At 64.4% G+C, this 17,867-nt stretch carries 20 protein-coding genes; 3 read left to right on the top strand and 17 right to left on the bottom strand.

The annotated features are described in order from the left end of the window. Window positions 1-4: 4 nt before the first annotated feature. The 12 genes from SOM61_RS20385 to SOM61_RS20330 all read right to left on the bottom strand — a co-directional run bounded on the left by SOM61_RS20385 (window position 5) and on the right by SOM61_RS20330 (window position 10,422). Window positions 5-889 (bottom strand): class I SAM-dependent methyltransferase, encoded by an 885-nt coding sequence (locus SOM61_RS20385; RefSeq protein ID WP_320475772.1) that lies wholly within the window; start codon window positions 887-889, stop codon window positions 5-7. A 7-nt stretch (window positions 890-896) separates the two neighbouring features. Further along, entirely contained in the window at window positions 897-1,238 is a 342-nt protein-coding gene (fdx, locus tag SOM61_RS20380) for an ISC system 2Fe-2S type ferredoxin (RefSeq protein ID WP_320475771.1), read from the bottom strand. A 242-nt stretch (window positions 1,239-1,480) separates the two neighbouring features. Then, on the bottom strand, window positions 1,481-3,370 hold the full coding sequence (hscA, locus tag SOM61_RS20375) for a Fe-S protein assembly chaperone HscA (RefSeq protein WP_320475770.1): 1,890 nt from the start codon (window positions 3,368-3,370) through the stop codon (window positions 1,481-1,483). A gap of 74 nt (window positions 3,371-3,444) precedes the next feature. After that, a complete protein-coding gene (hscB, locus tag SOM61_RS20370) occupies window positions 3,445-3,960 on the bottom strand; it encodes a Fe-S protein assembly co-chaperone HscB (RefSeq protein ID WP_320475769.1) in 516 nt (171 codons plus the stop codon). 4 nt (window positions 3,961-3,964) lie between these two features. After that, on the bottom strand, window positions 3,965-4,288 hold the full coding sequence (gene iscA / locus SOM61_RS20365) for an iron-sulfur cluster assembly protein IscA (protein WP_005666326.1): 324 nt from the start codon (window positions 4,286-4,288) through the stop codon (window positions 3,965-3,967). A gap of 30 nt (window positions 4,289-4,318) precedes the next feature. Beyond that, on the bottom strand, window positions 4,319-4,711 hold the full coding sequence (iscU, locus tag SOM61_RS20360) for a Fe-S cluster assembly scaffold IscU (protein WP_147933086.1): 393 nt from the start codon (window positions 4,709-4,711) through the stop codon (window positions 4,319-4,321). Between the two features lie 20 nt (window positions 4,712-4,731). Next, window positions 4,732-5,988, bottom strand: a complete 1,257-nt coding sequence (locus SOM61_RS20355; RefSeq protein ID WP_320475768.1) for an IscS subfamily cysteine desulfurase — start codon at window positions 5,986-5,988, stop codon at window positions 4,732-4,734. A gap of 19 nt (window positions 5,989-6,007) precedes the next feature. Then, on the bottom strand, window positions 6,008-6,484 hold the full coding sequence (gene iscR, locus SOM61_RS20350; RefSeq protein WP_320475767.1) for a Fe-S cluster assembly transcriptional regulator IscR: 477 nt from the start codon (window positions 6,482-6,484) through the stop codon (window positions 6,008-6,010). 203 nt (window positions 6,485-6,687) lie between these two features. Next, a complete protein-coding gene (locus SOM61_RS20345) occupies window positions 6,688-7,479 on the bottom strand; it encodes a uracil-DNA glycosylase family protein (protein ID WP_320475766.1) in 792 nt (263 codons plus the stop codon). Between the two features lie 80 nt (window positions 7,480-7,559). Further along, a complete protein-coding gene (locus tag SOM61_RS20340) occupies window positions 7,560-8,309 on the bottom strand; it encodes a PEP-CTERM sorting domain-containing protein (RefSeq protein ID WP_320475765.1) in 750 nt (249 codons plus the stop codon). A gap of 437 nt (window positions 8,310-8,746) precedes the next feature. Then, complete coding sequence (maiA, locus tag SOM61_RS20335; RefSeq protein ID WP_320475764.1) at window positions 8,747-9,391, bottom strand: maleylacetoacetate isomerase; 645 nt, start codon at window positions 9,389-9,391, stop codon at window positions 8,747-8,749. A gap of 11 nt (window positions 9,392-9,402) precedes the next feature. Further along, the gene (locus SOM61_RS20330; RefSeq protein WP_320475763.1) at window positions 9,403-10,422 is read right to left on the bottom strand and encodes a fumarylacetoacetate hydrolase family protein; all 1,020 of its coding nucleotides are present in this window, start codon (window positions 10,420-10,422) and stop codon (window positions 9,403-9,405) included. 92 nt (window positions 10,423-10,514) lie between these two features. Here SOM61_RS20330 and SOM61_RS20325 point away from each other — a divergent pair, with 92 nt between their 5' ends. Both SOM61_RS20325 and SOM61_RS20320 read left to right on the top strand, forming a co-directional pair. Beyond that, window positions 10,515-11,429 (top strand): LysR family transcriptional regulator, encoded by a 915-nt coding sequence (locus tag SOM61_RS20325; protein ID WP_320475762.1) that lies wholly within the window; start codon window positions 10,515-10,517, stop codon window positions 11,427-11,429. A gap of 52 nt (window positions 11,430-11,481) precedes the next feature. Further along, complete coding sequence (locus SOM61_RS20320; protein WP_320475761.1) at window positions 11,482-12,063, top strand: gamma-glutamylcyclotransferase; 582 nt, start codon at window positions 11,482-11,484, stop codon at window positions 12,061-12,063. Here SOM61_RS20320 and SOM61_RS20315 read toward each other — a convergent pair. The 3 genes from SOM61_RS20315 to SOM61_RS20305 all read right to left on the bottom strand — a co-directional run bounded on the left by SOM61_RS20315 (window position 12,044) and on the right by SOM61_RS20305 (window position 14,717). After that, a complete protein-coding gene (locus tag SOM61_RS20315; RefSeq protein ID WP_320475760.1) occupies window positions 12,044-12,625 on the bottom strand; it encodes an ATP-binding protein in 582 nt (193 codons plus the stop codon). The genes SOM61_RS20320 and SOM61_RS20315 overlap by 20 nt on opposite strands. 19 nt (window positions 12,626-12,644) lie before the next feature. After that, window positions 12,645-13,958 carry an MFS transporter gene (locus tag SOM61_RS20310; protein ID WP_320475759.1) on the bottom strand — a complete coding sequence of 438 codons (1,314 nt, stop codon included), beginning with the start codon at window positions 13,956-13,958 and terminating at the stop codon, window positions 12,645-12,647. A 138-nt stretch (window positions 13,959-14,096) separates the two neighbouring features. Next, window positions 14,097-14,717 (bottom strand): TetR/AcrR family transcriptional regulator, encoded by a 621-nt coding sequence (locus SOM61_RS20305; protein ID WP_320475758.1) that lies wholly within the window; start codon window positions 14,715-14,717, stop codon window positions 14,097-14,099. Window positions 14,718-14,862: 145 nt separating this feature from the next. On the opposite strand from SOM61_RS20305, the gene SOM61_RS20300 reads away from it, so the two are divergent. Then, window positions 14,863-15,879, top strand: a complete 1,017-nt coding sequence (locus SOM61_RS20300) for a zinc-dependent alcohol dehydrogenase family protein (protein ID WP_320475757.1) — start codon at window positions 14,863-14,865, stop codon at window positions 15,877-15,879. Between the two features lie 27 nt (window positions 15,880-15,906). On the opposite strand, the gene SOM61_RS20295 is transcribed toward SOM61_RS20300, so the two are convergent. Both SOM61_RS20295 and SOM61_RS20290 read right to left on the bottom strand, forming a co-directional pair. Beyond that, on the bottom strand, window positions 15,907-17,088 hold the full coding sequence (locus SOM61_RS20295) for a PA0069 family radical SAM protein (protein ID WP_320475756.1): 1,182 nt from the start codon (window positions 17,086-17,088) through the stop codon (window positions 15,907-15,909). A gap of 58 nt (window positions 17,089-17,146) precedes the next feature. Next, window positions 17,147-17,737 (bottom strand): tRNA-uridine aminocarboxypropyltransferase, encoded by a 591-nt coding sequence (locus tag SOM61_RS20290; RefSeq protein ID WP_320475755.1) that lies wholly within the window; start codon window positions 17,735-17,737, stop codon window positions 17,147-17,149. Between the last annotated feature and the right edge of the window lie 130 nt (window positions 17,738-17,867).

Raw genomic sequence — 17,867 nt, 5'->3', positions numbered from 1 at the left:
CTTCTTAGTCCGTGGTCTCTGCTTGCGGGGTATAGAAACGGCTCTTCATTTCGTCAAGGCCGACCTCTTGCAGCACTTCGTGCAGGCGTTCGCTCGGCCGGCGGCGCGGCAGATTTTTATAGGTAGCGACGATCAGCTCGTTCTTCATCGAATGTTCCCAGCCCACCAGTTCGGTGACCGTGACCTGGTAGCCGTGGGCCTCGAGCTGAAGGCAGCGCAGCACATTGGTGATCTGGCTGCCGAATTCGCGGGTGTGGATCGGGTGGCGCCAGATCTCGGTCAGCGCGCTGCGGCCCAGGTCCTTGCCCTTGTTCTTGCGCAGCACGGTGGCGACTTCGGCCTGGCAGCACGGCACCAGCACCATGTGTTTCGCCTTCTTCTTGAGGGCGAAGTCGATGGCGTCGTCGGTGGCGGTGTTGCAGGCATGCAGCGCGGTGACGATGTCTATTGTCTGGGGCAACTCTGTCGAGGTGGTCGACTCGGCCACCGACAGCGGCAGGAACGACATCCCATTGAAACCCAGGCGCGCTGCCAGTTCGGTCGATTTGCTGACCAGCTCTTCGCGGGTCTCGATGCCGTAGATGTGGGAGCCTTCGCCCTCGGCCTTGACGAACAGGTCGTACAGGATGAAGCCGAGGTAGGACTTGCCGGCGCCGTGGTCGACCAGCGACACGCTGCCTTTGTCGTTCTTGACGTCGCGCAGCAGCGGCTCGATGAAGTTGTACAGGTGGTAGACCTGCTTGAGCTTGCGGCGGCTGTCCTGGTTCAACTTGCCGTCGCGGGTCAGGATGTGCAGCTCCTTGAGCAGCTCGATCGACTGGCCGGGACGGACCTCCGGCGGCAGTTCCTGTGGCGCCGGGACTTTCCTGGCTTGGTCAACGCGCTTCATGGACGGCTCAGTGGTTCTTTTCGGCGGCGTGGTTGATCGTGTATTTCGGGATCTCGACCACCAGGTCTTCGTCCGCAACGATCGCCTGGCACGACAGGCGCGAATTGGGCTCCAGGCCCCAGGCCTTGTCGAGCATGTCTTCTTCTTTTTCTTCCTGCTCGTTCAGCGACTCAAAGCCTTCGCGCACGATCACGTGGCAGGTGGTGCAGGCGCAGACGCGGTCGCAGGCGTGCTCGATGTCGATGTCGTTGTCGAGCAGGACGTCGCAGACCGACTTGCCGGCTGTCGCTTCAAGCACGGCGCCGTCGGGGCAGAACACCGGGTGTGGGAGGATGACGATTTGTGGCACTTGGGTTACCTCGGTTGGTATGTTGTGTGTGGTGCGCTACTGCTTATTCTATGCCGCGTCAGTCGCTACGTCGTTACCTCCACTGGAGGTAACGACTTCCCGCGCAGGCGGGACCCCAAGGTTGCTTGCTCAACCACCTACTTCAAACGTGGCTGGACCGCTGAGGACTTGGGTTCCCGCCTTCGCGGGAACGACGTTCATGGGGCGCGGGGCGAGCGTCAGGTCGGCGATTTTTCCGCCGATCAAACCTCGTCCAGCGACTTGCCTGCCAGCGCCTTGCGCACGCTCTTGTCCATGCGGCGGGCGGCGAATTCTTCGGTGCCCCTGGCCAGTGCCTGCACCGCATTGTGCAAGGCATCCTGGCGCTGGCCCGCTGCGGTCGACGCGTCGCTAGACGCCGTCACCGCATCGCGCACCGCCTGCAGCTGCTGGCCAATCGCGGCCTGCTCTTCCGGCGCCAGCAGGTCGACATCGGCATCCAGCGCCGACTGGGTCGCCAGCAGGATGCGCTCGGCTTCGACCTGCTCTTCGCGCAGCGCGCGCATCTGCATGTCTTCCGATGCCGAGCTGTACGACTCCTGCAGCATGCGCGCCACGTCGTCATCGGCCAGGCCGTAGGACGGCTTGACCGTGATCGACGCTTCCACGCCCGAACGCATTTCGCGCGCGGCCACCGACAGCAGGCCGTCGGCGTCGACTTGATACGTGACGCGAATGCGCGCCGCGCCGGCCGCCATCGGCGGAATGCCGCGCAGCTCGAAGCGCGCCAGCGAACGGCAGTCCGATACCAGTTCGCGCTCGCCCTGCACCACATGCACCGCCAGCGCGGTCTGGCCGTCCTTGAAGGTCGTGAATTCCTGGGCGCGCGCCACGGGGATCGTCGAATTGCGCGGGATGATCTTCTCGACCAGGCCGCCCATCGTCTCGATGCCCAGCGACAGCGGGGTCACGTCCAGCAGCAGCCAGTCGTCGCCCTCGGCGCGGTTGCCGGCCAATTGGTCGGCCTGGATCGCGGCGCCCAGCGCCACCACGCGGTCCGGGTCGATATTGGCGTGCGGGATGGTCTGGAAGAATTCCGAGACGGCGCGGCGCACGTGCGGCATGCGGGTCGCGCCGCCCACCATCACCACGCCATCGACGTCGTCCACATTGACGCTCGCATCGCGCATCGCCTTGCGGATCGCATTCATGGTCTTGCCGACCAGGTGCCTGGTGATCTCGGAGAACACTTCGGCGGTGACCGTCACCTGCACCAGTTCGCCCGACTTCAGGATCGCCTCGACCGTCGTTTCTTCATTGGTCGACAGCAGTTCCTTGGCCTGGCGCGCCTTGACCATCAGGGTTGCGGTGTCGTTCTCCGACAGCGGCGCCAGCTTGGCCTGCTCGGTGATCCAGCAGAACAGGCGATGATCGAAATCGTCGCCGCCCAGTGCCGAGTCGCCGCCGGTCGACAGCACCTCGAACACGCCTTTGGAGAGCTTGAGGATCGAGATGTCGAAGGTGCCGCCGCCCAGGTCGTAGACGGCGAAGACGCCCTCCTTACCATGGTCGAGGCCATAGGCGATGGCGGCGGCGGTCGGCTCGGACAGCAGGCGCAGCACGTTCAGGCCGGCCAGCTGGGCCGCGTCCTTGGTGGCCTGGCGCTGGGCGTCGTCGAAATAGGCCGGCACGGTGATCACGGCGCCGACCAGGTCGTCGCCCAGCGAATCCTCGGCGCGCTGGCGCAAGGTGGCCAGGATCTGGGCCGACACCTCGACCGGGCTTTTCACACCGGCGACGGTGTTCAGCTGGACCATGCCCGCGCCATCGACGAAGTCGTAGGGCAGGTTTTCGGCGTGGGCGATGTCGGCCAAAGCCCGGCCCATGAAGCGCTTGACCGAGACGATCGTGTTCTTCGGGTCGGTGGTCTGGTGCACGCGCGCCTTGTGGCCGATATTGGCGTGGCCGTTTGCCAGGTAGCGAACGATCGACGGCAGCAGCGAACGGCCCTCCTCGTCGCTCAGCACTTCGGGGCTGCCGCTACGGACGGTGGCGACGAGCGAGTTGGTGGTGCCCAGGTCGATGCCCACGGCCAGGCGGTGCTGGTGCGGGGCGGTGGACATGCCGGGTTCGGCGATTTGGAGGAGTGCCATAGTCGTGATACCAATATTGTTTTTCTGCGCCGGGAGTCAAACGGTGGACCGTTCGACAAGCGATCCGCAGCGGATCAGGCGTCGATCGCCTCGAAGGCGTACTGCACTTCGTCGCCGAATTTGTCGAGGAACATCAGGCCGCGCACGCCTTGCGCGGCGCCGCTGAAGTCGCCCGCGTCCAGCTGGCTCGCAACGGCGGCCAGCATGTTCTTGCGCTCGGCCCGCAGCTGCGCTTCCAGGCGGTCGAGCGCGATGGCGTCCTTGGCCGCGCGTGCGTCCTCGAGCTCTTCGCGCCATTCCATCTGCTGCATCAGGAAGGCCGGCGGCATGGCCGTATTCGACTCGGTCTGCAGGTCGACGCCGTTCAGCTCACACAGGTACTGCGCGCGCTTCTGCGGGTTGCGCAGCGTTTGATAGGCCTCGTTGGCGCGGGTCGCCCACTGCATCGCGACGCGCTTTTCGGCGTCGGTGGCATTGACGAAACGGTCCGGGTGGACGCGGCCCTGGACTTCGCGGTAGGCGGAATCGAGGGCATCCTGGTCGACCTCGAATTGGGCCGGCAGCTGGAACAGGTCGAAGTGATTCTGCATCGGCTTAGATACGGAAGCTCTCGCCGCAGCCGCAGTTGTCCTTGACGTTCGGGTTGTTGAAGCGGAAGCCTTCATTGAGCCCTTCGCGGGCGAAATCGAGTTCGGTGCCGTCGATGTACGCCAGGCTTTTCGGGTCGACGAAGACCTTGACGCCGTGCGACTCGAACACCGCGTCTTCGGCGGCGCTCTCGTCGACGTATTCGAGCTTGTAGGCCAGGCCGGAGCAGCCGGTGGTGCGCACACCGAAGCGCAAGCCGATGCCCTTGCCCCGGCGTTCGAGGTAACGGTTGACGTGCTTCGCGGCTTTTTCGGTCAGGGTGATTGCCATGTGCTTCTCCAGCTCTGTTCTACTAAAAAATTACGCTGCTGCCTTTTCGTGCTTCGCCTTGTAGTCGGCGACGGCGGCCTTGATCGCGTCTTCGGCCAGGATCGAGCAGTGAATCTTGACTGGCGGCAGGGCCAGTTCTTCGGCGATCTGCGTGTTCTTGATCGCCAGCGCCTCGTCCAGGCTCTTGCCCTTCACCCATTCGGTGATGAGCGAGCTCGATGCGATGGCCGAACCGCAGCCATAGGTCTTGAACTTCGCGTCTTCGATCAGGCCCTGGTCGTTGACCTTGATCTGCAGTTTCATGACGTCGCCGCAGGCCGGCGCGCCGACCATGCCGGTGCCGATTGCATCGTCGCCCTTGTCGAAGGCGCCAACGTTGCGCGGGTTTTCGTAATGGTCGAGTACTTTGTCCGAATATGCCATGGTGATGCTCCTTCAGTGATTTAGTGGGCTGCCCATTGGATCGAATTGATATCGATCCCTTCCTTGAACATGTCCCACAGCGGCGACAGTTCGCGCAATTTGCCAACCTTCGATTTGAGCAGGTTGACGGCGAAGTCGATCTCTTCTTCGGTCGTGAAACGGCCGATGGTGAAGCGGATCGAGCTGTGCGCCAGTTCGTCGCTGCGGCCCAGGGCGCGCAGCACATACGATGGTTCCAGGCTGGCCGAAGTGCAGGCCGAACCGGACGACACGGCGATATCCTTGACCGCCATGATCAGCGACTCGCCTTCGACATAGTTGAACGAGATGTTCAGGTTATGCGGCACACGGTGGTCCATGTCGCCGTTGATATAGACTTCTTCAATCTCGAGCAGGCCCTTGGCCAGGCGATCGCGCAGCGCGCGGATGCGGACCAGTTCACTCTCCATCTCTTCTTTGGCCAGGCGGAAGGCTTCGCCCATGCCCACCAGCTGGTGGGTCGGCAAGGTGCCCGAACGCAGGCCGCGCTCGTGGCCGCCGCCGTGCATCTGCGCTTCGAGGCGCACGCGCGGCTTGCGGCGCACGTACAGGGCGCCGACGCCTTTCGGGCCATAGACCTTGTGCGCGGTGAAGGTCATCAGGTCGACCTTCGATTTTTCGAGGTCGATGACCACCTTGCCGACCGCTTGCGCGGCGTCGCAGTGGAAGATGATGCCTTTCGAGCGGCACAGTGCGGCCAGCTCTTCGATCGGCTGGACCACGCCGATCTCGTTATTGACCAGCATGACCGAGACCAGGATGGTATCCGGACGCAGCGCGGCTTCCAGCTGCTCGACGGTGATCAGGCCGTTGTCTTGCGGCTCGAGGTAGGTGGCGTCGAAGCCGACGCGCTCGAGTTCGCGCACGGTGTCGAGCACCGACTTGTGCTCGGTCTTGACCGTGATGATGTGCTTGCCGCGGGTCTTGTAGAACTGGGCCGCGCCCTTGAGCGCCAGGTTGTTGCTCTCGGTCGCGCCCGAGGTCCAGATGATCTCGCGCGGATCGGCGCCGACCATGTTCGCGACGTTCTGGCGCGCCTCTTCGACCGCCGCTTCAGCGCTCCAGCCATAGGCGTGGCTGCGCGAGGCCGGGTTGCCGAACTGCTCGCGCAGGAACGGGATCATGGCATCCGCAACGCGTGGATCGACCGGCGTGGTGGCCGAATAATCCAGGTAGATCGGGAAATGGGGCGCAGTCGCGAAGCTCTGCTCGGTTTTCTTGTCCAAAGGCGCGTTCATCAATTCACTCCAGTAAGCTTCAGTTTGTTCCGACGGCGGCCGGGGCGCCACGGTGCACGTGCACGACGTTCTGTTCTTTTTGACGTTGCTGGTCGACCAGGTCTTGCAGCGACACCGAATCGAGGTAGTCGACCATTTTCTCGTTCAGCGTGGTCCACAATTCGTGGGTCATGCAGCGGGCGCCATCGGTATGGGCGCCATGGCAATTCTCTTTGCCACCGCACTGGGTCGCATCCAGCGGCTCGTCGACGGCGATGATGATGTCGGCCACCGTCACCTTGAACGCCGGGCGTGCCAGGCTGTAGCCGCCGCCCGGGCCGCGGATCGATTCGACGATCTCGTGGCGGCGCAGCTTGCCGAACAGCTGCTCCAGATAGGACAGCGAAATGGCCTGGCGCTGGCTGATGCCCGACAGCGTGACCGGACCATTGCCTTGACGCATGGCAAGATCGATCATCGCGGTAACAGCAAAACGGCCTTTGGTGGTCAGACGCATTACAACCCCGGTTAATGTTAAAATATTCCTCTTGTCCAACTATCACGTCCTGCCGCCGACTTCTCTTGCGGGACCAGGCTAAAAACCCGATTAGTTGAACGATTTAGTCAAGTATAGCAAATCGCGGACATCTTGTCTTGGCGGCCCCCAAAATGGGCCTCCCACCCTCTCTCCCTTTCGCCTGACTCCTGCGACGCCGGCCGTTATCGCTTGCGCAACAGCGCCATCGGGCCAAACAGCTGTTGCATACCCGCGTGCCCGATGAAGCTCAGGTTGTAGGGATGCTCAGCCAGCGCCTGGGGGAAGGCGGACGTCTCGGGCAGCTTTTTCAGTTGTTCGGCGATCTTGCCCCACAGGACCAGGGTCGGCAGGGCAGGCTGCCCGGCCAGCGCCGCCAGCACCGTTTGCAGGAATGGCAACCAGGCGCGCGCATCGATAACCGGCGCGACGTGTTTACGGAACACCAGCGCTGCGTTCAGCAGCAGGAAGCCGTGGCCGTGCAGATTGTCCTGCAGTTCGGCCAGGGTCTGGATCGCGCCATCGTCCCTGGCCGCCTGGGCGATCGGCGCCAGCGCCGCGCCGCCGGTCGCGTCAGGCTGCAACTGGCCGCTCGCCACCAGCAGCATCTTCATGAAGTTGCGCAGCGAGGTCGCGCGGTTGACCGGCTTTGACAGGCCGCTCTCGGACCACAGCTCCCCTACCGCCCCATCCATGAAACAGACGCCGGTCGCGCTCGCGGCGCGCGGGTATGGGCCCTCGCCTACCAATACATAGCGGACCTTGTCGAGGGGCTGGGCGAAGGCGGCGAACAGGCGGTTCTCGGTGGGCAGGTAGTCGTCGACGGCCAGCGCGGGCAGGTAGCCGGGATTGGCGCGGGCGACGGCCTCGAGGCCGGCTACGAGGACGGGACGCCAGGAAGCGTCGGCCAGGTCGAGGGCTTGCAGGATCGGGGCGGGAATCTGGGAAGAAGGCTTGGAGGCGTCGGCGGAAGTCATGGCGTACCGGTAAGAAAAGACGAGGCCGGATTGTATCCCGCCCCGTCGATCCGGTTCGCCAGCCTTCGGCTGGCTGTCGGTCAGCCCCGCGGCGCAGGGCGCGAGCGGCGGCGCGCCATCCAGCCCAGCATGCCGAGACCGCCGAACATCAACGCGACGCTCGACGGCTCCGGCACCTCGGCCACGCCGGCGCTGACCGAGATATTGTCGATCGCGATGTCGAAGTCGGTGAAGCCGTAGAACCAGCCGGGAACGAGGGTGGAGAACACCAGTTCGTCCACGCTGGACAGCACGTCGGCGAAGGTACGGCCGGGCGGGAGACCCGGGCCCTGGGCGTCATCCGTCGTACCGTAACCGCCCCAGCCGGCCGGCAGGGCCGCCATGGCGGTATCTTCGATCGTCACCGACAGGTGCTGCCAGCCGAGCGTGGCGTCGATGACGCCCAGGTCGAACCAGACGCTGGAATAAGGCATGCCCTCCGGCGTATTGTCGTAGTCGCGCAACTCGACGATCAGGTTGCGCGAGACCTGTTGGCCGACATAACTGATCGAATTGGCGATGATGTCCAGGCCGATGGTCACGCTGCCGAGCTTTGAATAATCCCCCACATAATTCTGGTTGCGGTTGCTGAAACCAATACCGAAGTTTTCCATCACCGTGTGCAGGGCTGGAGCACCATTTCCCAGGGTGGTATCGATCCATGACCCGCCTACGCCATTGGCAGGCTGCGAGCCTTCCCATCCCTGGGCGCCGTTGGAAAAGTCGACGAATGACGAGGCCGGTGCGGCCTTGACGGTGGTCGCCGCCAGAGAAAGCGCCAACACAAACATTAATTTATGCAAGGTCATGATCTTCCCTTATGAATATTAAAAAAAAAACGCGAATATCCACCCCTTCCAGCAAAAACCGGAATCGATTTAAAATTCACTGAATACATACAGGGGAAATGGATAAGCGATTCTAGGGCTGCCGTATTTCTCGGTCTACGGCAGCTCGACACTAAATTGTCATAATTATGTAGCAAATTTACTATTGGAAATTTAATTATTCTCTATAGAAATCAATGCTGTAGACGGGAATCTATTAATAAAGTTCGGTCAGAATAATCGCCCTAGTTTAGTAAAATTATTCCGATGTTTAGCGTTTTTATTAAATAAATTGGCGATCCCGAATATAGACAATTCGGAATGTCATAAATATCTAGGTAGGGGATGCGAGGAAGTGATGCGCGGCGCCGATGCCGGGCAGCGTGGCTGCCCGGCAGGAATTACTCGGTATCCGGCTGGTGCGACGGATGCGCCGCCCTGAACGCCGGCAGCTCGACGCACAGCGAATTGATGCGGTCGATATTCGGATAGGCCGAGACATCGATATTGAAGCGCTGGGCATTGAAGACCTGCGGCACCAGATAGCAGTCGGCGATGGTCGGATGGTCGCCATGGCAGAACGGACCGGCGCCCGGATCGCGCGCCAGGTGCGCCTCGAGCGACTGGAAGCCCTCGATGATCCAGTGGCGGTACCACTCGGTCTTGGCCTGGTCCGACAGGCCCATGTGCTTGACCAGGTAGTTCAGCACGCGCAGATTATTGATCGGATGGATGTCGCAGCCGATGATCTGGGCCAGTTCGCGCACCCTGCCCCTGCCCGGCGCATCCTTCGGCAACAGCGGCGGCTCGGGATGGATCTCTTCGAGGTATTCGATGATCGCCATCGACTGGGTCAGCGTGATGCGGTCGTCCTGGAACGACGGCACCAGGCCGCTCGGGTTGATCTTGCGGTAGTCGTCCTGCAGGTGCTGGCCGCCGTCCTTGAGCAGGTGCACCGGCACCGCATCGTAGGACATGCCCTTCAGCTTGAGCGCAATGCGCACCCGGTATGCGGCCGAGCTGCGAAAATAGGTGTAGAGCTTCATCGCTGCCTCTCTTACTTCTCTTGATAACGCATCACTTCCTGGTCGATCGCGCCGAAGATGCTGGCGCCGTCGGCATCGAGCATTTCGATGCGCACCGTGTCGCCGAAGCGCAGAAATGGCGTCTTCGGCTTGCCTTCTTCGATGGTTTCATACATGCGCACCTCGGCCAGGCAGCAGTAGCCGACGCCACCGTTCTCGACGCTCGAACCGTGCAGGCTGCCCTGCTTGTTCGACACCGTGCCCGAACCGATGATGCTGCCCGCGCACAGCTCGCGGGTGGTGGCCGCGTGCGCGACCAGCTGGGCGAAGCTGAAGGTCATGTCTTCGCCGGCATTCGGACGGCCAAAGGCGGCGCCGTTGAGCGTGACCAGCAGCGGCAGGTGCAGCTTGCTGTCGTGCCAGGCGTCGCCCAGCTCGTCCGGCGTGACGGCCACCGGCGAGAAGGCGCTGGCCGGCTTGGACTGGTAGAAACCGAAGCCCTTGGCCAGTTCGTTCGGGATCAGGTTGCGCAGCGAGACATCGTTGACCAGCATGACCAGGCGGATTGCGCTCGCGGCGCGCTCCACGCTGGCGCCCATCGGCACGTCGCCCGTGACCACCGCCACTTCGGCCTCGAGGTCGATGCCCCAGTCCTCGGACAGGGCCGCGATCGGGTCGCAGGGCCCGACGAAGGAATCGCCGCCGCCCTGGTACATCAGCGGATCGGTATAGAACGAGGCCGGCACTTCGGCATTACGCGCCTTGCGCACCAGCTCCACGTGGTTGATATAGGCCGAGCCGTCGGCCCACTGGTAGGCACGCGGCAGCGGGGAGTGGCATTCCTGCTCGATGAAGGATTCGGCGCCATCGGCATTGCCGTCGTTGAGCTGCTCATAGACCTTTGCCAGGCGCGGCGCGACCGCATCCCAGTCGTCCAGCGCGGCTTGCATGGTGCGCGCGATCTCGGGCACGGCTTGATAGGTGACCAGGTCGCGGCTGACGACGACGAGCGCGCCGTCGCGGCCGCCGGATTTGAGGGTGGCGAGTTTCATGGGCGTTTCCTTATTGCTGAGTAGCCACCATTACAAATCAAAAGCCACTATCATACAAACAGTATTTTCAACCCGATTTATCAGGTTTTCTTATGAATCCAACCCTGCGCCAGATGCGCGCCTTCGTCGCCCTGACCAAGACCGGTAATTTCACGCTCGCGGCGCAGGCGATCCATGTAACGCAGTCGGCGCTGTCCGGCCTGATCAAGGAGCTCGAGCAGACCCTGGGGGCGCGCGTGGTGGACCGCAGCACGCGCCGCATCGTATTGACCGACATCGGCCGCGAACTGTTCCCCCTATTTAGCCAGATGATTGATGACCTGGACGGTGCGCTGGCTAACGTCGCCGATCACACGCAACTCAAGAAGGGGCTGGTGCGGATCGCGGCGCCGCAGCTGATGTCGTGCACCCTGCTGCCGCAGGCGATCGCCGCCTACCGGGCGGAACACCCGGCGATCGAGGTGCGCCTGGCCGATACCGAGGTGGAGGGCGTGATCGCGCGCGTCCTGTCGGGCGAGGCGGACGTGGGCATCGGCCCCGAGCGGGTGCCGGCGCCGCCGCTGGAGGCGCGCGAACTGTTCGAGATGCCGTTCGCGCTGGTGTTTCCGGAGCATCACCCGCTGGCCTCGCTGCCGCGCCTGACCTGGCAGGACGTGGCGTCCTACCCTTTTATTTCGCTGCAGGGCCAGTTCACGGAGCGGCTGCTGGACGATATAGACGCCTCACTGCGGCATGCCTCGGTGCGCGAGACACCGATCAAGCCGGCGCACGAGGTGACCTTCATGACCACGGCGCTGGCGATGGTCAGTGCCGGACTCGGGGTGACGGTCTGCCTGCCGTACGCCGAGCCGCTGGTCAAGTTGCACGGTCTGGTCTTGCGGCCGCTCGATGCGCCGGTGCTGACCCGGCGTTTCTTCATCTATACCCGCCCCGGCCGCTCGCTGTCGCCGGCGGCCGAGAGTTATATTAATTTCCTGTTTGGATATGTAAAACGGTCGCAACGCTGATGGCGCCTGGCGCGCTACAATGAACAGCATCTGTCTTAGCCCTGACCTCACGATGTCACACAATACGATCGCGATCAACCAGCGGATGAACAAGTTCAACGGCCACAAGCGTGTCTGGCTGTTCGGTTACGGTTCACTGATCTTCAAGGCCGATTTCCCCTTCATCGACCGGCGCCCCGCCTATATCGGCGGCTGGTCGCGGCGCTTCTGGCAAGGCTCGCACGACCACCGCGGCACCGAGACGGCGCCGGGACGCGTCGTCACCCTGGTGCCCGACGCCAGCGCGCTGTGCCACGGCATGGCCTATCTGGTGACGCCGGAGGAATTCGCGCACCTGGATCACCGCGAAAAGAATGGCTACCTGCGCCTGGCGACCGAGATGCATTTCGACGACGGCAGCAGCGACGAGGGGATCGTCTACATCGCCACGCACGAGAATGAAGCCTATCTCGGCCCGGCCGACGAAGTCGACATCGCGCGCCAGATCGCCACGGCCCGCGGCCCGAGTGGGCCGAACAGCGAATATCTGCTGGGCCTGGCGCAAGCCTTGCGCGAACTCGGCAAGCCCGACCCGCACGTGTTCGCGCTCGAGCGGCACCTGGCCGATCTCAAGCTTACGCAGCTGCGCGCTTGAGCGGCCGATCCTGCTCGATCGACGACAGGACTTCCATCACCTTCGCGGCGCGCTGTTCCAGCGTGCCCCTCAACACCGTGTAGTCGATGCCGCGCCGGTCGAGATCTTCCAGCACCAGACGCTGGATATGCGCTCGCCAGCCAGCGTTCTCGCGCACGCCGGGTTCTTCTTCATACGGAATATCGTCGGCGCAGACGAAATGATGCAGGTAGCGGGTGCGGCAATCGTCGGCATGGTGCAGCAACGCGGGCGGGACCGGCTCCGTGACCTGGCCGAAGCACAGGCCCAATAGCAGCGTGGTGAGCGCATTGGTGTCGACAAAGACCCAGGGGCTAGAAGTCTGGCTGACGGCCGCATCCTCGGCAGCGCGGTGGCGTTCCGAGATCTCGACGTAATCTTTTGCCGTGAGCCGGCCCTGCTTTTCTTCCCAGATGAAGCGGCCGATTTCAGGAACGAAGCCGGCGTCGAGACGCTGCGCCAGATGCTGCGCCAATGTGGATTTGCCGGTCGATTCCGCGCCGACGAAGACGATCATGCCGGCCTGCTGCTGTTGTACGCCCATCCGTTTCACCTCTGTATCCTCAATCCAGCGCCCGCTGGCGCGACTCGGTGTCGACGCACAGGATGGCAACCGCCCCGACCAGCAACAAGCTCGAGAGCATCACCAGCGCCAGCGTGAAGTGCGTCGCCATCACCGGCGCCACGATCGCCGGCGCGAACAGGCCACCGAAGCGCGCGACGGCGCCGGCCATGCCCATGCCGGTTGCACGCAGCCGGGTCGGATAGACCTCGGGCGTGAACGCATACAGGGCGCCCCAGGTGCCGAGCAGGGCGAAACTCATCAAGAGCGTCGATCCTACCACCAGCGCGGTGGAACTGCCGAGGCTATAGCCAAGGCAGCCGACGGCACTCAGCAGCAGGAAGCCGACCAGGGTCGGCTTGCGGCCCCAGCGCTCGACGCCATACGCCGCCAGCGCGAAGCCGGGCAACTGGACCAGCGCCAGCACGATCAAAAATTCCTGGCCGCGCATGAAGCCGAAGCCTTCGGCGCCCAGCTTGATCGGCAGGTAGACGAACACGCCGTAATAGGCGATCGAGATCAGGGCCCAAGCAATGAATAGTGCGATTGTGCGGCGGCGCAGGCCGTCCCTGAACAGCGAGAGCAGCGACGTCGCCTTCCTGCGTTCGGGCTGCAGCATCGGGATGTCGACATTGCGGCCATTGGTCCTGGCCACCCGCGCCAGCACCGCGCGCGCTTCCTCGGACTTTCCGCTGCGGTGCAGGTACATGGGTGACTCGGGAATATAAAAACGCAGGACCACGCCGACCAGGGCCGGCAGGCCGGTAACGAAGAAGATCACGCGCCAGGCGTCGTCGCCCCACTGCACCGCCCACAGCGCCAGCACCGCCAGGCAGATCGTCCCCAGCGCCCAGAACGACTCGAGCAGCACCAGCCAGCGGCCGCGCCGGTCGCTGGGCAGGAATTCGGCCATCATCGTGTAGTCAACCGGCAGGGTCGCGCCGACGCCGACGCCGGTCAGGAAGCGCAGCGCCAGCAGCCAGGTGAAGTCGGGGGCGAAGGCTGACGCCACGCCGAAACAGGCGTCGATCAGCACCGCGATCAGCAGCACCGGACGGCGGCCGATCCGGTCCGCCAGACGGCCGAAGACGAAGGCGCCGATCAGCATGCCGACGAAGAACAGCGTCCCTGTCTGCAGGGCTTGCGGCATGGTCAAGCCAAAGGTCCTGGCGATCGACGGCGCACTGAAACCGATCGACAGCACCTGCATGGCATCGGCCAGCCATACCAGGCCGAAGATCGTGAAGATGCGGTACTGGAAGCGGCCAACGCCGGCGGCCTGCAGGCCCTGCTCCACCGTCACGGACGTCGTCATGCGGACATGGGCTGCATCGCCACCAGCTTCATCGTTCACCCCTAGCCAAGATATTTAAATGAACGAGGCCGTCATCGCGCCGACCTCACATGCCGGATTATAGGGGGATTCGGCGCGCAGCCGCGGGAGCAAGCCGTTTCAGCGGCGCGCCGCGCAAGCGTCCCATGCGGCCAGCGCACAGCCGACGCCCGCCTCGATGGCCGCCAGCGGGACGCCATCGCGCACCTGGATCGACACGCCGAGCAAAAAGCCGTCGAACAGCGCCGTCAGTCCCTGCAGGTCGGCATCGCGGCGCAACTCGCCCGCCTCCACGCCGGCTTGCAGGCAGTCGCGCAGCGCGGCGCGCGTGACGGCGCGGCCATCGGCCGCCACGGCGCGCGCCTCGCCGCCGGCGTGGGCGTCGATCGGCGCCGACAGGGTCAGCATGCAGCCAAGCGGATGCGAGGCGTCGCCCTGCACCGCGACCGACGCGCGCAGCGCCCGTTCGAGCCGCGCACGCGGCGCCAGCGCGCGATCGCGCAGGATCTCGAGCATGCCGCCATGCAGCACGTGATAGCGCGCCAACGCCTCGCAGTAGAGCGCCTCCTTCGATCCGAAGGCCGCATAGAAGCTCGCCGACGACAGCCCCTTGGCGCCGCCCATCGTCCGCCGCAACTCGTCCAGCGACGTGCGCTCGTAGCCGCGTTCCCAGAACAGCAGCATGGCGCTGTCGACCGCTGCCTCGCGGTCGAAACCGCGCGGCCGTCCTGCTCTTGCCATCTTCACTCCCTTTATCGTCTCGCCCCACCAGGGCTGCGCCATGGCGATCTGTGTATAATTATGGATCAATTAATCCACAATTGCCACCGCATTCGCTGCGCTTGCGCGCCACCCTGGCGCCGCACACCACCACGAAGGAAAGACCATGATGAAAGCATTTGAAATCGGCGCCCAAACCGGTCTCGATTCCCTGCGCGCCGCCACCCGCCCCGTCCCGACGCCGGGCCCCGGCCAGGTGCTGGTGGCGCCGCAACTGGTCAGCCTGATCAGCCGCGATGCGCAAATCCTGCGCGGCACGTATGCAGCCGGCCAGTCGCCGCAGCGCATTCCCGTGTCGGAGGGCGTCGGCCGGGTGGTCGCCATCGGCGAGGGCGTCACCGAGGTCGCGATAGGCGAGCGGGTGGTGTGCGGCCATTTCGCCGACTGGATCGATGGGCCCTTCAATCCCGCCATCTTCGGCCATGACATCGGCGCCACCCACGATGGCTGGCTGGCCGAGCGGGTGCTGCTTCCCGCCGCGTCCGTGATCCCGGTGCCGCCGTCGCTGGCCGACGAAGACGTGGCCGGCCTGGCCTCGGCGGGCCTGACCGCCTGGCATGCGCTGGTCGAGATGTGCCATGTCAAACCCGGCGACCTGGTGCTGTGCCTGGGCACGGGCGGCGTCGCACTGGCCGCCATGAAGCTGGCCAAGGCCCATGGCGCCCGCGTGGCCATGACGTCGTCCAGCGACGCCAAGCTGGACGTGGTGCGCGAACTGGGCGCCGACATCACCATCAACTACCGCACCCATCCGGATTGGGCGGCCGAGCTGATGGCGCAAACGGGCGGCGTCGGCGCCGACATCGTCATCGAGACCGGCGGCCAGGACACGCTGGGCGAATCGATCGCGTCGATCGCCCCCAATGGCCGCATCGTCGTGATCGGCCTCACGCCCGGCACGCGGCACGCCATTCCGAATTACCTGGCCTTTGTCACCCACAACCTGACGATTCGCGGCATCGCCAACGGCAGCCGCGCCATGATGGTCGACCTGCTGCGCGCTATCGAAACCCACGGCATCAAGACCGTGGTCGGCAAGACCTTCGCCTTCGACGACGCGCCCGAGGCCTACCGGTATTTCGCCGAGGCGAATCACGTGGGCAAGGTCATGATCGCCTTCTGACCGTGTGCGGGCGCCCGCCCCGCACAGTCAGAACAAGTCGAGCTGCCCCTCCCGCTGCGCCGCCGAGGCCCGCGCGCCGGATGCGGGCACCACCAGCGGCCGCCTGAACTGCGACCGGTCGAGCCGCCCGAAGCGCCCGCGCAAATCCGAGAAGCCCAGCCGTTCGGACGCCTTTTCGAAACGTTGCCGGATCAGGTCGGCCCACACGCCCTCGCCCTTCATGCGGCTGGCGAAATCGCTGTCGTAATCCTTGCCGCCCCGCATCTCGCGGATGCGGTTCATCACCCGCTGCGCGCGGTCCGGGAAGTGCGCCCGCAGCCATTCTTGAAACAAGGGATTCACCTCGTGCGGCAGGCGCAGCACCGTGTAGTGCGCGCCCACCGCGCCGGCGTCGCGCGCCGCTTCCAGGATGCGTTCGATCTCGGGTTCCGTCACGAAAGGAATGATCGGCGCCACGCTGACGCTCACCGGGATGCCGGCATCGGTGAGCGTGCGGATGGTGCGCAGCCGCCGCATCGGCGCCGCCGCGCGCGGTTCCAGCGTGCGCGAAATCTCCGCGTCGAGCGTGGTGAGCGTGATGGCCGCGCACGCCAGGCCCTTCGCGGCCATCGGCGCCAGGATGTCGATGTCGCGCTCGATCAGCGAGGACTTGGTGATCAGCCCGGCCGGATGACGGCATTCGGCCAGCACTTCGAGCACCGAACGCGTCAGCTTGCGCTCGCGTTCGCACGGCTGATAGGCATCGGTGTTGACGCCGATGGCGATGTGCTCGGGCACGTAGCCGGGTTTCGCCAGCTCGCGCCGCAGCAGCTCGGGCGCGTTGACCTTGGCGAACAGGCGGGTCTCGAAATCGAGCCCGGGCGACAGGCCGAGGTAGCTGTGGGTCGGCCGCGCGAAGCAATAGATGCAGCCGTGCTCGCAGCCTCGATAGGGATTCAGGGAGACGCTGAACGGGATGTCCGGCGAGGTATTGCGCGACAGGATGCTCTTGGCGATCTCGTCGGTGACCACGGTCTTGAAGGCCGGCGCTTCATCATCGTCGACCGCCCAGCCGTCGTCGAAACGCTCGCGGCCGTTGACCTCGTAGCGGCCTTGCAGGTTCGACACCGCCCCGCGTCCCTTGCGCGCGAGCGGCGGCGGCGACGGTGCAAGGGCGACGTGCCCGTCGTCGAACGGTTCGCGCTGGAGTGGAAAATCGATGGTGCCCATGGTCGGCGCTCCGATACTGTATATTTGTACAGTATATTACGCCGTCCCTGCGGCGAATTCAAGCGCGCACGTACGATGCCTGTTGCGAAACAAACCCATCGAAGGCATCCAGCAGCGCCCCATACCGCGCGCCATCGCCTTCGAGCTGGCCCAGCGCCTGCGCCGCCGCTTCCAGGCTCGACAGCTGATGCGGGGCATGCGCCTTGCGGATGCGGTAGTTGGACGGCGCCACGTCGCTCAGCGCCAGCCGCGGCAAGCGTTGCAAGGCAGGATTCAGGTACAGCATCTTGCGGCTCTTGCGCCAGGTGGCGTCGAGCACGACCAGGCGCAGCATCGATGCCGGCAGCGAAGGCAGCGCCGGAGGCGGTGGCAGGTGTTGATCGTCCGGCGTCTGCGGATACAGCAGCACCGGCGTGCGTCCATCGGCATGCAGCAGGCCTTCCAGCAGATCCGCATCGAACGCTTCACCGACCGTCAGCGCGCTGCCCGCCACGCTCAGGTGCAGCAGCCGCCCGCTGTTCTTGGCATTCCCGGTTTCGAGCGGATGCAGCAAGACCAGCAGCGCGGCCTGCGGCGCGACCGGCGCGATCCAGCGGCAGATGCAGGTGGATTGCGCGCGCAGGCAGGTGGCGCATGTCGGGCGTTTCATGATAAGTCGGCGCTATCGGCGTATCGAGGGACTTGGGTACCCGCCTGCGCGCACTGGTGTCCGGAATAATTTCGGGCGCTTGAATAAGCCCGCTTCATAGGAAAAACCACGTCGTTCCCGCGGAGGCGGG

Source organism: Massilia sp. CFBP9012, assembly GCF_034045115.1.
In the GTDB taxonomy this organism is placed as follows: Bacteria; Pseudomonadota; Gammaproteobacteria; order Burkholderiales; family Burkholderiaceae_D; genus Telluria.
Note: the sequence above shows the minus strand (reverse complement) of the source record. Positions and strands in the feature narration are given on the sequence as shown.